This is a genomic window from Endothiovibrio diazotrophicus (assembly GCF_054657215.1).
Window position 1 is genome coordinate 47507 of record NZ_BAAHXB010000018.1, and the last position, 16794, is coordinate 64300.

Below are 16794 nucleotides of genomic sequence, written 5' to 3' on the forward strand. Positions count from 1 at the left end.
TGTAACAACAACGCCTCAAACATATCGCAGAGCGGATAGAACCGAAATCAAAACCACGTCATCCCCCCTTAACCTCAACGATCGATTCTGATAGCTTTAGCGATCGCCGAGTGGGACCGAATCAGCCGAATCCTCAAGAACCGTATCCTGCGCAACGTTGTTACTGAAATGAAAACTCAATCTGCGACCCTGGTTATGAATTACGGATCGAAAAACACACACAAAATGTATAACTAGAGCACCACTCCGCCATCCTTCCGGGCGCGGAATTTTGGCGTCGCGGATCGATCGGTTCGAACGATCGCCCCCCCCCGTCACCCTTGCGACGGGCACCACCACGACAACGGAATCGTCGTCCAAGCCAACGTAGTGCCTCTACATGGAACTGACCTGCCACACCCTCACCGAGGCCCTCCTCGCAACCGCCCGCGGCCCCCGGGGCATCACCTACATCCGCTCCAGCGACGAACAGCAGCGGATCGGCTATGACCGGTTGCTGCGGCGGGCTCGCGGCTGGCTCGGCCGGCTGCAGGCCGACGGCGTCGCGCCCGGTGACGAGGTGGTGATCCTGACCGACGATCAGGCGCTGTTCACCGCGCTGTTCTGGGCCTGCCTGCTGGGGCGCTTCATCGCGGTGCCGGTCTCCCCGCCGGGCAACGAGGAGACGGTGCTCAAGCTGGCCAACATCCTCGCCACCCTCGACCACCCCTGGAGCGTCTCCGACAGGTCGCTGGAACCCGAGATGCACGGCATCCGGCTCCCCGCGTGCGCCACCGCCCGCAATCGGGTGGCGCGCGGCGACGAGTACGACCATCCGGCGGGAGAGCCGGCACGGGTGGCGCCGGAGGATGTCGCGTTCATCCAGTTCTCCTCCGGCTCCACCGGCACCCCCAAGGGGGTCACCCTGGGCCATGCCCAACTGGTGACCAACGTCCACGCCATCAAAGGCTATCTGGGCGCGGCGGGCGAGGAGGCGCGGCTGCTCAGCTGGATGCCGCTGACCCACGACTTCGGCATCATCTGGTTCCACATCCTGCCGGTGGTGTTCGGCCTGGAGCAGGCGCTGATCCCCACCCGGCTGTTCATGCGCGCGCCGAGCATCTGGCCGCGCAAGGCCACCGAACTCGGCTCGACCATCCTCGGCGCCCCCAACTACGCCTACCGCCACCTGCTCAAGCATCCCCAGGGGCGCGAGCCCGAGCGCTGGGACCTCTCTGCCGTGCAGGTGCTGGTCAACGGCGCCGAACCGATCTCCGCCGCGCTGACCAATGAATTCCTCGCCGCCCTCGTCCCCCACGGCCTCTCGCCACGGGCGATGATGCCCGCCTACGGACTGGCCGAGGGGACGCTGTGCGTCACCCTCACCCCGGTGGGCGAGGGGATGAGCACCCACCGCGTCGACCGGCGCAGCGCCGCTCCCGGCCAGCCTTTGAAGTTCCTCGACGACGAGCGGAACGACGACGACGCGCTGCTCTTCGCCGACGTCGGCGAACCGGTGGAGACGGTGGGCCTGCGCATCGCCGACGAGCGCGGCGAACCTTGCGGCGAGGACCGGGTCGGCGCCATCCAGATCAGCGGCCCGAGCGTCATGCTCGGCTACTACAACAACCCCGCGGCGACCCGCGCCGCGCTCTCCGCCGACGGCTGGCTGGACACCGGCGACCTCGGCTTCATCCACCGCGGACGGCTGGTGATCACCGGCCGGCGCAAGGACCTGATCATCGTCAACGGCGAGAACTTCTACCCCCAGGACATCGAGCGGATCGCCGCCGGGGTCGATGGGCTGGACCTCAACAAGGTCCTCGCCTGCGCCGTCCCCCACGCCACCGAGCCGCGCGAGGCGCTGGCGCTGTTCGTCCTCTTCCGCCGCGGCCGCGAGGAGTTCGCCGAACTGGCCGCCCAACTGCGCGACCGGGTGATCCAGCACACCGGGCTGGGGGTCGATTACTGCGTGGCGGTGCCCAACATCCCCAAGACCACCAGCGGCAAGGTGCGCCGCTTCCACATGGTGGAACGTTTCACTGACGGTGAGTTCGACGCGCAGATCGAGGCGCTGCGCGGCTTCACCACCCTCACCGGCGCGGCACTGCGCGCCGCCTGGGCGGCCGGCGAACGCGACGCCCTGTTGGAGGCGCTGCGCCAGGAGGCGCTGCGGGTCACCCCGGAGGAGCGGTTGGCGAGTGACCAGCCGCTGATGGACGCCGGCTTCACCTCGCTGCGCCTCACCGAACTGCTCGGCCGGATCAACGCCGCCCTCGGCACCGAGCTGCCGGTGGAGACCGTGTTCGACCACCCCGACCTGGCATCGCTGACCGACGCCCTGCTCGAGCGCGCGCCCGCCGCCGCCGCCGCCGCACCCGCCACCAGCCCGACGGCGGACCAAGCCCACCCGCGCACCCCGGCGGCGGTGATCGGCCTCGCCTGCCGTTTCCCCGGCGCCGACTCGGCGGAGCAGTTCTGGGCGCTGCTCGAAGGGGGCATCGACGCTACCGGCACCCCGCCACAGGGCCGCTGGCCCGAACGCCACGACCGCGAGATGGCCACCCCCCGCGGCGGCTACCTGGAGGGTCTGGAACGTTTCGACGCCCCCTTCTTCAACCTCACCCCAGTGGAGGCCGAAGCCCTCGACCCGCAGCAGCGACTCCTGCTCAGCGTCAGCTGGGAGGCGCTGGAGGACGCCGGCATCGACCCACTCGGCCTGAAGGGGAGCCGCACCGGCGTCTTCATCGGCATCAGCGGCTCCGACTACGTGCAGGCCCAGGCGCGCAGCGGCGACAGCGCCACGATCGGTCCTTACGCCCTCACCGGCACCGCCGGCAGCGTCGCCGCCGGGCGGCTCTCCTTCGTCTACGGCCTGCAGGGACCCAGCCTGGCGGTGGACACCGCCTGCTCCTCCTCCCTCACCGCCCTCCACCTCGCCCTGCGCAGCCTGCGCGACGGCGAGTGCGACCTCGCCCTGGTGGGCGGCGTCAACCTGATCCTCAGCCCGGAGCAGAGCATCGGCCTGTCGCGGATGAACGCCCTCTCCCCGCGGGGACAGTGCCGCACCTTCGACGCCGCCGCCGACGGCTACGCCCGCGGCGAGGGGTGCGCGGTGGTGGTGCTGCGACGCGCCGCCGACGAGGGCCGCGACGGCGGGCTCGACGGCGGGCGCATCCGCGCCCTGATCCGCGGCAGCGCACTCAACCACGACGGCACCTCCAACGGCCTCACCGCCCCCAACGGGGGCGCCCAGCGGACGTTGATCCGGACCGCGCTGGCCGACGCCGGGATCACCCCCGGCGAAGTGGCCTACATCGAGGCCCACGGCACCGGCACCCCCCTCGGCGACCCGGTCGAGGTGTCGGCCCTCAACCGGGTCTACGGCGAAGGGCGCGCCCCCGAGCGGCCGCTGCTGATCGGCTCGGTGAAGAGCAACATCGGCCACCTGGAGGCCGCCGCCGGCATCGCCGGCCTGATCAAGCTGATCCTCGCCCTGGAGCACGACCGACTGCCCGCATCGCTCCATTTCGCGCAGCCCAATCCCCACATCCCCTGGGGGGAGATCCCGCTGCGTGTGGTCGACCGCCTCCAGCCGTGGCCGGCCGATACGCCGCACCGCGCCGGCCTGAGCGCCTTCGGCTTCAGCGGCACCAACGTCCACCTGATCGTCGAAACCGCCCCGGCGCGCGATCCGGCAGCGGCGACCGACACCGCGGAGCCCCCGCGACCGACGCTGCTCGCCCTCTCCGCCCGCTCGGCGGAGGCGCTGCGCGCCCTCGCCAGCCGTTACCGCGAGGCCCTGGAGCACGCCGACGCGGCGCGCCTCGCCGACCTCGCCCACACCGCCGCCCGCCGGCGGGCGCTGCTCCCCTACCGGCTGACCGCCGCCGGCAGCGACCCGCAGACCATCGGCCGGCGGCTCGCCGCCGCCACGCCGAGCGGCCCGCTGCACCGCGACCGCCGGCCGCGGGTGATCTTCGCCTTCTCCGGCCAGGGCTCCCAGCGCGCCGGGGCGGGCGCCGCCCTCTACCGCCACGAGCCCGCCTTCCGCGCGGCGATCGAACGTGCCGAGCGGATCCTCGCTCCCCACCTCGACCTCCCACTGAGCGAGCTGCTGTTCAACCCGGAGCGCGCCGACCAGCTGGCGCGCACCGCGGTCACCCAGCCGGCGGTGGTCGCCTACGCCCTCGCCCTCGCCGCCCTGCTCCGCTCCTGGGGCGTGGAGCCCGCCGGGGTGGTGGGCCACTCCATCGGCGAGCTGGCCGCCGCCGCCGTCGCCGGCGCCTGCGACGAGGAGGCCGCCCTGATCCTGGCGGCGCGGCGCGGCGCCCTGATGGAGGCGCTGCCGACGGCGGCGATGGCCGCCGTCGCCGCCCCCGCCGAAGCGGTGGAGGCGCGGATCGCCGGACTCGGCAGCGACGCGGGACGCGTCACCATCGCCGCCTACAACGGCCCCGCGGCGATCACCCTCTCCGGAGACCAGGCCGCGGTGGAACGGCTGGTCGCCGAATTCACCGCCGCGGGGATTCGCGCCACCTGGCTGACGGTCTCCCACGCCTTCCACTCGCCACTGATGGAGCCGGTGCTCGAGCCGCTGACGGAGGCGGCGCGGCGCCTCGCCATCGGCGACCCGGCGATCCCCTTCTACTCCACGGTGAGCGGGTCCCGGCTGGCGACAGGTGAACTTGGCGACCCCGGCTACTGGGCGCGTCACGCGCGCCAACCGGTGCGTTTCCACGACGCCCTCGCCACCATCGCCGCGGAGGGCGAGGCGCTGGTCCTCGAACTGGGCGCCCACCCCGCGCTGGCCCCGCTGGCCGCCGACGCGGCGCCGGGGATGGTCTGGCTCCCCTGCTCCCACCGCGACGACGCCGAACAGCGGCTGCTGGAGAGTGCCGGCCGGCTCATCGAGGCGGGCGTCCCCCTCTCGCTGAAGGCGCTCTTCGCACACCGTCCGGGACGCTTCACCGACGCGCCCAAGTACCCGTTCCAGGGCACCACCCCGCTCCTCCCCACCAGCCGCACCGTCCCGTCGGCCACAGCGAACGAAGCGACGACCAGGCCCACCGCAGACGCCCCCGCCCCGCCCGCCGCCGGCGCAACCGAGGCGGCGATCCGCGGCCACCTGCTGACCATCCTTGGCGCCATCGCCGGCCTCCAGCCGGAGCAGGTGGACCCGGGCGCCAACTGGTTCACCCTCGGCCTCGACTCGCTGCTGATCGCCCAGCTCCAACAGGGGCTGGCGCGGGAGTACGGGATCGCCCTCACCCTCGGCGAGGTCCTCGAACAGGGCGACACCCTCGACCGCCTCACCGCCCTGCTGCTGGCGCGGGTGCCGGCCCCGCTCGCCGCCGACGCCCAACCGGCCGCGCCCACGCTCCCCGCCGACGGCCCGGCCACCCCGGCGATGCCCACCGGCGAAGTACCGACCGACACCCCGCTGGCCGCCCTGATGTCCCGTCAGGTGGAGGCCATGAGCGAGCTGTTCCGCCAGCAGTTGGCGGTGCTCGGCGGCCAGACCACCGCCCTCCCCACGCACGCCGCGGCCCAACCATCGTCGGCCGCTCCCCACCCCGCCCCGGCGACGGCGGAGACCCCGCGTCCCGGCGGCGAAATCAAGGGCCTCTACGTCCAGCCGCGCACCGGCGAGCAGGGCCTGAACGACGCCCAGCGCGGCCACCTCACCCGCCTCGCCGCCGCCTACAATGAGCGCGCCGCCGGTTCCAAGCGGCTCACCGACCGCTTCCGCGGAGTCTACGCCAACCCCCGCGCCACCATCGGCTACCGCCAGGAGTGGAAGGAGCTGATCTACCCGCTGCACGTCGAGCGGGCCGAGGGCCCCTACGTGTGGGACGTCGACGGCAACCGCTACATCGACGTCACCATGGGCTTCGGCGCCACCCTGTTCGGCCACAACCCCGCCTTCGTCCGCGAGGCCCTCGCCCGCGAACTGGCGGCCGGCGCCCCCCTCGGCCCGCAGACCCCCGCCGCGGGCCGCGTCGCCGAGCTGATCGCCGAGCTGACCGGCGCCGAGCGGGTCGCCTTCTTCACCACCGGCAGCGAGGCGGTGATGGTCGCGGTGCGCCTCGCCCGCGCGGTCACCGGCCGCCGCCGCATCGCCATGTTCACCAACGCCTACCACGGCACCTTCGACGGCGTGCTCGCCGCCGGCTGGAGCAGCGGCGCGCAGGTGACCACCATGCCGGTCACCGACGGCACCCCGCAGGCGATGGTCGACGACGTCATCGTGCTGCGCTACGGCGACCCCGCCGCCCTCGACACCCTCGCCCTCCACGGCAGCGAACTGGCCGCGGTGCTGGTCGAGCCGGTGCAGAGCCGCGACCCCAGCGTGCAGCCGGCGGATTTCCTGCGCGAGCTGCGCGCCCTCACCGAGCGCGCGGGGATCGCCCTGCTGTTCGACGAGATGATCGTCGGCTTCCGCACCCACCCCGGCGGTGCCCAACACCACTTCGGCGTGCGCGCCGACATCGTCACCTACGGCAAGGTGGTGGGCGGCGGCATGCCGATCGGCGTGGTCGCCGGCAGCCGCCGCTTCCTCGACGCGGTGGACGGCGGCCGCTGGCAGTACGGCGACGGCAGCGGTCCCGGCACGCGCACCGCCTTCGTCGCCGGCACCTTCAACAACCACCCGCTGTCGATGGCCGCCGCCGAGGCGGTGCTGCGCCACCTCAAGGAGCAGGGGGCGGCCCTGCAGGAGCGGCTCAACGCCCGCACCGAGGCGCTGCGCCGGCGGCTCAACGCGCTGTTCGCCGAGGAGCGGGTGGCGATCCGCACGGTGGGCTTCAGCTCGCTCTTCCGCTTCGAGTTCAGCGGCGACGCCGAACTGCTCAACTACCACCTGCTGAACCAGGGGATCTTCGTCTGGGAGGGGCGCAACTGCTTCCTCTCCACCGCCCACAGCGACGCCGACGTGGACGCCCTGGTGGAGGCGGTGCGGCGCGGCGTGCAGGCGATGAAGGCCGAGGGCTGGCTGGCCGCCGCCGACGCCCCGGCGAGCCCGCAAACGGAGACGGCCGCGCGGGACCTGCCGCTGTGGCGCGGCCAGCGCGAGATGTGGTTCCTGCTCCAGGCCCGCCCGGAGGCCGATCTCGCCTACCACGAGTGCGTCGCCCTCACCCTCGAGGGGGAACTCGACCGCGGCGCGCTGGAGCAGGCGCTCTCCACGGTGGTCGCCCGCCACCCGGCGCTGCGCACCACCGCCATCGACGGCGAGCGCCAACACATCGCCGCCCGGCTCCAACCGCCGCTCACCCTGGTGGAGATCGACGACCGCGAGGAGGCGGTGCGCGCCTGGTTCGACGACGAGCTGGAGCGCACCCTCGACCTGGCCGGCGGCCCGCTGCTGCGCGCCCACCTGCTGCGCCGCGGCGCGCAGCACCACCTGCTGGTGCTGCGCCTGCACCACATCATCGCCGACGGCTGGTCCCTCGGCCTGCTGTTGAGCGAGCTGGCCGCCCTCTACCGGGCGGCCGACGGCGGCCACCCGCCGCTCGATCCGGCGGTACCCTACGACGCCTTCCTCGAGTGGAGCCGCAGCGCCACCGCCGAGGCACCCGCACGGCGCGGCGAACTGCCACCCTCGCCGCTGCTGCCGGCCGACCACCGGCGCCCGGCCCGCGCCACCTTCTCGGGCGGGCGGATCCACCGCCGCGCCCCGCGCACCGCCGGCGGCGCCGCGCTGTTCGACGAGGTGCGCACCTTCGCCCGGCGCCACGGGGTGAGTCCGTTCAGCGTCCTGCTCAGCGCCTACGGCGTGCTCCTCGGCCGCCTCGCCGACGAGGAGCGCTTCACCATCGGCCTGCCGCTGGCCGGCCACAACGAGGCGGGCCTGCCGCGGATGATCGGCCAGGCCTCGGCGGTCCACCCGCTGGTCCTCGAACTGCATCCCGGCGAACCCTTCTCCGCCCTCCTCGAACGGGTCGCCCAGCGCCTCAAGGCGGGGCAGAGCGAGGCGCGCCACCGGTTCCTCGAATCCGCCGACGGCGAGGGCAGCGAGATCCGCGTGCTGTTCAATCTCGACCGCGGGGTCGATCTGCACTTCCACGGCCTCGCCACCCACTGGTACTCGCCGCCGCTGCGCCACCCCAAGGTGGAGCTCTTCCTCAACGTGCTGGAACTCAACGGCGAGGCGCTGTTCGACCTCGATTACGACGGCGCGCTGATCGGCCGCACCAGCGCCGAGCGCTGGATGGAGAGCTTCGAGTCGCTCCTCGCCGCCGCCCTCGCCGCCCCCGCCACCCCGCTCGGCGAGCTGCCGCTGTCGGCGGCCGACCGCGCCGCCGCCCGCAGCGCCGCCCCGGCCGGCACGGAGCGTGGCGGCCGGCCGGCGCTGCGCGACCGCTTCGGCGCCCCCGCCGCCATCGGCACCATCGCCGCGCTGGACGAAGGCAACCAGTTGGGCCGCCTGCGCAGCGACGGCTCGGTGGAGCTGCTCGGCCCCGCCGACGCGCTGGTCCGCGGCCCCCGCGACTGGATCGACCTGCACGCCATCGAGGAGGCGCTGGCCCGCCACCCGGCGATCCGCGAGGCGGCGGTGGTCGCCGAGGCCGACGGCCTTACCGCCTTCTACCGCTGCGCCGAGGGGCGCTCCACCACCGCCCGCGACCTGGCCGCCTTCCTCCTCGGCCAGCCGCGGGCGGCGGTCACCCCGGCGCGCTTCGCCGAACTCCCCGCCCTGCCGCGCCGCGCCGACGGCGCCGTCGATCGCGAGGCGCTGGCGCGCAGCGACGCCCCGCGCCACCGCGCCCGCCAACTGGTCGCACCGCGCAACCCCGAGGAGGCGCGCATCGCGCGGATCTGGGCCAACGTGCTGAACCTCGCCGAGGTGGGGGTGAGCGAGAACTTCTTCGATCTCGGCGGCCACAGCCTGAAGGCGCTGACCATCCTCAACCGGGTCAACCGCGACGGCCACGGGGTGACCCTGCGCCAGTTCTTCGAGGAGCCGACGGTGGCCGGCGTCGCCCGCCGCCTGAGCGACCGGCTGGAGGGGGCGGCGCTCGGCGCCATCCCCCGCCTGACGGAGGCCGCCGACTACCCCGCCTCCAGCGCCCAGGCGCGGCTGTGGACCCTCGAACAGCTGGAACCGGGACTGATCGCCTACAACATCGGTTTCGCCCTGGTCACCGAGCAGCCCGTGGAGCAGGCCGCGCTGGAGCGCGCCCTGGAGCGTCTGGCGGCGCGCCACGAGAGCCTGCGCACCGCGCTCATCGATCACGACGGCCTGCCCCGTCAGGTGATCGTCCCCCACCTGCGCCCGCCCCTCCGGGTGATCGATGCGGCCAACGGCGTCGATCCCGAGTCCGCCGCCCGGCGGCGCGCCGAGGCGCTGGTCGCCGAGCCCTTCGAGCTGGCCCGCGCGCCGCTCTGGCGCGCCGCCCTGATCCAGGTGCCCGGCAGCCAGTGGCTCACCTGCGTGCTCCACCACACCGTCGCCGACGTCTGGTCGGTGGGGGTCTTTGTCCGCGACCTGATGGCCCTCTACCGCGAGGAGAGCGGCGGCGGCGCGGCCCATCTGCCGCCGCTGGCGATCCACTACCGCGACTACGCCGCGTGGCGGGCGGCGCAGCCCGATCCCGGCCTCGCCTACTGGAGCCGCCGTCTGGCCGACCCGCCGCCGCCGCTGGAGCTGCCCGCCGACCGGCCGCGGCCGGCGATCAAGCGTTACGATGGCGGACGGCTGCAGCGCACCCTCTCGGCCGGCGCCACCGCCGCCCTCGCCGGCCTCGCCCGCGCCCACGACGCCAGCCCCTTCATGGGGGTCACCGCCGCGCTGTTCGCCCTGCTCCACCGGATCAGCGGCCGGCGCGACCTGGTCATCGGCGGGGTCAGCGCCGGCCGCGACCACCCGGCGCTGGAGCCGCAGATCGGCTTCTACGTCAACACCCTCGCGCTGCGCGTGGAGGTGGCCCCCGAGGCCGGCTTCCGCGGGCTCCTCGGCACCGTGCGCGAGGCGATGCTCGAGGCCTACGCCCACGACGCCACCCCGCTGGACCAGGTGGTCGATGCCCTCAAGCTGCCCCGCGACCCGGCGCGCAACCCGCTGTTCGAGATCTGCCTGGTGATGGACAGCCGCGAGGAGATCGACGAGATCCTCGCCCACACCCCGTTCCGCGCCCACGAGGTGGGCAGCGCCAGCGCCCAGTTCGACCTCACCCTCTACGTCACCGAGCGCCCGACCGGGCTGGAGCTGACCGCCACCTACAGCAGCGCGCTGTTCGAGCGCGGCCGCATCGAGCGCCTGCTCGCCGACCTCGCCGCGCTGGTCGATGAGCTCTGCGCCGACCCCGCGCAGCCCCTCGCCGCCCCCCTGGCCGCCCCGCTGGCCGCGCCGCACGCCGCACCGTCCGAGCCCGAAGCGGCATCCGACACGGTCCCCCTGCCGCTCTCCTTCCACCAGGAGCGGCTCTGGTTCGTCGATCGCTTCGAGCGCGGCGTGCTCTACCCCGCGGGCCCCACCTACTACAACATGCCGCTGATCGTGCGCCTGCCGCAGGCGCCGGACGAGGCGCGGCTGAACGACGCCCTGGGCCACCTCGGCGCCCGCCACGAGCAGCTCCACGCCGCCCTGGTCACCGAAGGAGAGCAGCCGCTGCTGCGCCTCCGGCCGGAGGCGCGCCTCGAATTGGAGCGGGTCACCGCCCCCGCCGGTGAGGCGCTGGAGCGGGTCATCGAAGAGAGTCGCCGCCCCTTCGACCCGGGCCGTCCGCCGCTGCTCCGCGCCACCCTGTGCGCGGGTGCCGACGGCGAGCGGCTGTTCGCCCTCACCGCCCACCACGCCGTCGCCGACAAGCGCAGCCTCTACCGCCTGATGGAAGAGTTGTGGGCGCGCTATGACGACCCCGCCACCGCCGATAGCGGGCCGGCCGACGCCTTCAGCCGATGCTGGACCGCCGCCGAGCGGGCGGCCGAGGACCCGGCGGAGACGCTGGCCTTCTGGCGCGAAAAGATGCGCGGCCGCCACGCCCTGGTGCTGCCCACCGACCGCCCGCGGCCGGTGGTCCACACCTACCGCACCGGACGCCACGCCGTGCGCCTCGACGCCGCCCTCGCCGAACAACTGGCGACGCTGCCGGCAGCGGCCGGCGGCGACCTCGGCGACCTGCTGCGCGCCGTCTTCCAGGCGCTGCTGTTCCGCCTCAGCGGCGAGCGCGACCTGATCATCGGCGAGCCCCTCGACCCGCGCGAGCCCCCCGCCGCGATCGGCCCCGCCACCAACCTGCTGCCGCTGCGCCTGACGCTGGACCCCGAGGCACCGTTCAACGCCCTGCTCGCCGCCTCGATCGAGGCCCACCGCGAGGCGCGTGCCCACGGCGCGATCCCCTTCGACCGGCTGGTGCTGGCGGTCAACCCGAAGAACGACATGAGCCGCACCGCGCTGTTCGACGTGCTCTTCCACTTCGACGCCTACCCCGCCCCTGGCGCGGGCGAAGTGATCGACAGCGGCCTCGGCTGGGGCAAGTACGACCTGGTGCTGAGCGCCCGCCGCCAGGGCGACGCCCTCGACGTGAATCTGGTGTTCAACCGCGACCTGTTCGAGGAGAGCACCGCCGGCGCCATGCTCGACCTCTACCGGCGGCTGCTGACCGCGGTCGCCGACGCCCCCGAGCGAGCGCCCGAGGAGTTGGAACTGATCACCGCCGAGGAGCGGCGCGAGCTGGCGCAGACCCCAGCGGCCGGCGCCGACTTCCCCGCCGAGCGCACCCTGCCGGCGATCTTCGAGGCGGTGGCCGCCCGCCACCCCGCGGGGATCGCCCTGTGCGACGGCGAACAGCGCATCGACTATCGCACCCTCAACCGGCAAGCCAACCGGCTGGCCCACCGGCTGCGCGCCGCCGGGGTCGCCCCCGACGCGGTGGTCGGCATCTACCTGGGCCGCCGCGCCACCCTGCCGCTGGCCCTGCTCGGCGTGCTCAAGGCGGGCGGCGCCTACCTGCCCCTCGACCCCGACTACCCGGAGGAGCGGATCCGCTTCATGGTCGAGGACTCCGCCACCCGCGTGATCGTCAGCGACGCCGAGCACGCCGCGGCCGCCACCGCCCTCGGCCTGCCGTTGCTACGGGTCGATGACGAGGAGGCCGCAGACGGAGTGGACGAGGCCGATCCGGCGCCGCTCGCCGCCCCGGACCACCTCGCCTACATCATCTACACCTCCGGCTCCACCGGCACCCCGAAGGGGGTGATGATCGAGCAGCGCAACCTGGTCCAGCTGCTGTTCCAGCGCGGCCTGCCCTTCGACTTCGATCCGGCGGACACCTGGACCCTGTTCCACTCCCCCTCCTTCGACTTCTCGGTGTGGGAGATCTTCGGCGCCCTGCTCACCGGCGGGCGGCTGGTGATCGTGCCCCGCGAGGTGGCGCGGGAGCCGGAGGCGTTCCTGCGCCTGCTGGCCCGCGAGCGGGTCACCGTGCTCAACCAGACCCCGTCGGCCTTCTACGCCCTGAGCGAGGCGCTGGAGGCGGCCCCCGAGACCCGCCTCCAGCTGCGCCAAGTGATCTTCGGCGGCGAGGCGCTGCAACCGGCGCGGCTCGCCGCCTGGCGCGCCTGCCTGCCGGCGGTGCGGCTGGTCAACATGTACGGCATCACCGAGACCACCGTCCACGTCACCTGCAAGGAGATCGGCGAGGCGGAGATCGCCGACGGGCGCAGCCTGATCGGCGCGCCGCTGCCCAGCTACCGCATCCACATCCTCGACGCCCGGCTGCGCCCGCTGCCGCCGGGGCTGGCCGGCGAGATCTGCGTCGGCGGCCCCGGCGTCGCCCGCGGCTACCTGCACCGCCCGGAGCTGACCGCCGAGCGCTTCATCGAGCACCCCGACCTGCCGGGCCGTCTCTACCGCTCCGGCGACCTGGGGCGGATGGGCGCCGACGGCGAGCTGGTCTACCTCGGGCGCATCGACCAGCAGGTGAAGATCCGCGGCTTCCGCATCGAGCCGGGGGAGATCGAGCGCAAGCTGCTGGAGCACCCCGCGGTGCGCGACGCGGTGGTGCTGGCCGACGGCGACACCCTCAACGCCTACCTGGTGAGCGAGGCGGGCACCACCCGCCGGGCGCTGCTCCACCACCTCGCCGACCGCCTGCCGGAGCACATGGTCCCCGGCCGCTTCCTGTGCGGCGCGGCGATCCCGCACACCGCCAACGGCAAGGCCGACCACGCCGCCCTGCGCGCCGCCGACTGGCCGCTGCTCGCCGACGGCGAGGCGGCCAGCGCCCCCACCTCGCCGCTGGAGCGGGCGGTGGCGGCGATCTGGGCCGAGGTGCTGGAGCTGGCCCTGGAAACGGTGAGCCTGGAGGCCAACTTCTTCGAGCTGGGCGGCCACAGCCTGAAGGCCAACCAGGCGGTGGCGCGGATCCGCCGCCGGCTCTCCCTGCCGCTGGACCTGCGCGACTTCTTCAGCTCGCCCACCCTGCGCGCCCTGTGTGCGCTGCTGGAACAGCGCCAGGCGGCCGACGACGCCCTGCGCGTGCAGCCCGCCCCGCCGCCCGGCGACCCCGCCGCCGGCTACCCCCTCTCCTTCGCCCAGCGCCGGCTGTGGCTTGCCCAGGCGGTGGACCCCGACCCGGTGCGCTACAACATGGTCGGCGGCTTCAGCATCGACCGTGAACTGGACACCGATGCCCTGGAGCGCGCCCTGGGGGCGCTGGCCGGGCGCCACGAGATCCTGCGCAGCCGCATCGTCGGCCTGCGCGGCGAGGGACGCCAGCTGATCGACCCCGCCCCGCAGCGGCTGCCCCTGGCCGGGGTCTCCCGCGAGCCGGCGGAGGCGGTGCTCGACCAGGAGCTGCGCCACGTCTTCGAGCTGGAGCGCGGGCCGCTGCTACGGGTGCGCCTCTGCGCGCCGCCGGCGGAGGCCGCCGCCGGAATGCACCAAGCACTGATCTTCAACCTCCACCACATCGTCTCCGACGGCTGGTCGGTCAACCGCATGCTGCGCGACCTGGAGGGGCTCTATGCGGCGGCCGTCGCCGACCCGGCTGCCGCAGGCGGCGCGCTCGCCGAGGCCGCCGGCCTGGCGCCGCTGCCGATCCAGTACAAGGACTACGCGGTGGCCCAGGCGCGCTGGCTGGAGGGGCCGGCCATGGGCCGTGCCGCCGCCTACTGGCTGGAGCGTTTCGAGGGCGGCGCGCCGCTCCTCACCCTGCCTACCGACCGCCCCCGCGGCGAGCGCGACGACGGCCGCGGCGGGATCGTCCGCGCCCACCTCGGCGCGGCGCAGAGCGAGGGGCTGCGCCAGCTCGCCCGCGACCACGGCACCACCCTGTTCACCGTGCTCGCGGCGCTGCTCCACAGCCACCTCCACCTCCTCGGCGGCGACCGCGACATCGTCATCGGCACCCCGGTGGCGGGCCGCGACGGGGTCGAGCTGGAGCCGCAGATCGGCTTCTATCTCAACCTGCTGGCGCTGCGCCTGCGCCCCGGGGGCGAGCGCAGCTTCGAGGCGCTGCTCGACGAGGAGCGCGCGGTCTGCCAGGAGGCCTTCGGCCACCAGGGCTACCCCTTCGACCGGCTGGTCGAGGAGCTCGCCCCGCCGCGCCTGGCGGGCCGCCAGCCGCTGTTCGACGTGGTGCTGATCCTGCAGAACAACGACCCGCTGAAGCTGGAGCTGGCGGGGGTGCGTGCCGAACCCCTGGACGACCGCTCGGTGAGCGCCAAGTACGACCTCAACTTCATGATCGAAGAGGGCAACGGGCTGACCCTGATGCTGGAGTACGCCGAGGCGCTGTTCGAGCGCGACACCGCCCGGCGGCTGGCCGAGGAGTTCTTCGCCCTCGCCGAGGCGGCGGTCGCGGACCCCACGCGATCCCTCGCCGAACTGGGCGAACGGATCGGCCGCGCCCCGCGCGAACCGGCAGCGGCCCCCGCCGCCGCCTCGCTGCTCGCCGGAAGCGGCGACGACGACCTGGACGACGCCTGGTAACGGCCATGTGCGGAATCACCGGAATCTTCCACCCCGGCCGCCCGGCCGCCGCCCTCGGCGAGCGGCTGGCGCCGATGACCGAGGCGCTGCGCCACCGCGGCCCCGACGACGTCGGCCAGCACCTCGCCGAGGGTATCGGCCTCGGCTTCCGCCGCCTGTCGATCGTCGATCTGAGCGGCGGCAACCAGCCGATGTACAGCGACGACGGCGGGGTGGTCTCGGTGTGCAACGGCGAGATCTACAACCACCGCGAGCTGCGCGCCGAGCTGGAGGCGCGCGGCCACCGCTTCCGCAGCCACGCCGACACCGAGGTGCTGCCCGCCCTCTACCGCGAGTACGGCGCCGACTTCGCCGGCCGGCTCAACGGCCAATTCGCCTTCGCCCTCTACGACATCGCCGAGCGCCGCCTGCTGCTCGGCCGCGACCCGGTGGGGATCGCACCGCTGTTCTATACCGAGGCGGCGGGCGGGCTGCTCTTCGCCTCCGAGATCAAGGCGCTGCTCAGCCACCCCGAGGTGGCGCGGCGGGTCGATCTCACCGGCCTCGACCAGATCCTCACCTTCCCCGGCCCGGTCAGCCCGCGCACCCTGTTCGCCGGGGTCCACAGCCTCGGTCCCGGCCGCCTGCTGCGCATCGACGCCGACGGCCACCGCCGCGAATGGAGCTACTGGGACCTCGACTACCCGCGGCGCGAGGAGATCGACGACGGGCGCCCGGAGGAGGAGTGCCTGGAGGAGCTGGACGCCGCCCTGCGCCGCTCGGTGGCCTACCGGCTACAGGCCGACGTGCCGGTGGGGGCCTATCTCAGCGGCGGCCTCGACAGCGCGCTGATCGCCGCCATCGCCGCCGACCTGGAACCCGGCGCCGAACGCCACACCTTCTCCATCACCTTCGACGACCCGGCGATCGACGAGAGCGCCCACCAGCGGCTGATGGCCCGCCGCCTGGCCAGCCGCCACCACGAGACCGCGGTGGGCCAGGCGCAGATCGGCGAGCGGCTGCGCGCCATCGTGCGCCACGCCGAGACCCCGCTGCGCGAGTCCTACAACGCCTGCTCGCTGATCCTCTCCGCGATGGTCCGCGAACAGGGGCTGAAGGTGGTGCTCACCGGCGAGGGGGCCGACGAGCTGTTCGGCGGCTACGTCGGCTACCGCCTCGACGACCACCGCGGCGGCGCCGACGACGGCGACCTCGACGCCATGCTGGAGGCGCAGCTGCGCGGCCGGCTGTGGGGCGACAGCGGGCTGTTCTACGAGAAGAACTACCTGGAGTCCGCGGAGATCCGCCAGGCCCTCTACGCCGAGCCGCTGGCCGCGCGCTTCGCCGAGTTCGACTGCCTCGCCCACCTGCTGATCGATCGCGACCGGCTGGCCGGCCGCCACCCCTTCCACCAGCGCTCCTACCTCGACTTCAAGCTGCGCATGGCCGACCACCTGCTCGCCGACCACGGCGACCGGGTCGGCTTCGCCAACTCGGTGGAGGCGCGCTACCCGTTCCTCGATCCCGGGGTGATCGACTGCGCGCGGCGCATCCCGCCGCGGCTGATGGTCCGCGACGGCGAGGAGAAGTACCTGCTCAAGCGCCTCGCCCGCCGCTACCTGCCGGCGGAGATCTTCGCGCGGCGCAAGTTCAGCTTCGTCGCCCCGAGCAGCGCCACCCTGCTGCGCCAGGGGCTGCCGCTGGTCGAGGAGCTGCTCGCCGCCGAGCGGATCGCCCGCCAGGGCTACTTCAACGTGGAGACGGTGGAGCACCTCAAGCGGGTCTACCGCGACCCCGCCCACCAACTGAATCAAACCTTCGAAGACGACCTGCTGATGGTCGTCATCACCTTCGGCCTGCTGCTCGACGAGTTCCAGCTGCCGAACCTTGGAGAGTGA

2 protein-coding genes are annotated in these 16794 nt (G+C 73.7%); both read left to right on the forward strand.

The features are described from left to right. Window positions 1-379: 379 nt before the first annotated feature. Window positions 380-14917, forward strand: coding sequence for an amino acid adenylation domain-containing protein (locus ACYQ2W_RS07200; protein ID WP_459864719.1), 14538 nt, complete (start codon window positions 380-382; stop codon window positions 14915-14917). A gap of 5 nt (window positions 14918-14922) precedes the next feature. After that, entirely contained in the window at window positions 14923-16794 is a 1872-nt protein-coding gene (asnB, locus tag ACYQ2W_RS07205) for an asparagine synthase (glutamine-hydrolyzing) (RefSeq protein WP_459864721.1), read from the forward strand.

What these genes read in the sequence shown, in the direction of transcription:
- ACYQ2W_RS07200 (WP_459864719.1), top strand. Translation starts at nt 380, where the DNA reads ATGGAACTGACCTGCCACACCCTCACCGAGGCCCTCCTCGCAACCGCC.
- asnB (WP_459864721.1), top strand. Translation starts at nt 14,923, where the DNA reads ATGTGCGGAATCACCGGAATCTTCCACCCCGGCCGCCCGGCCGCCGCC.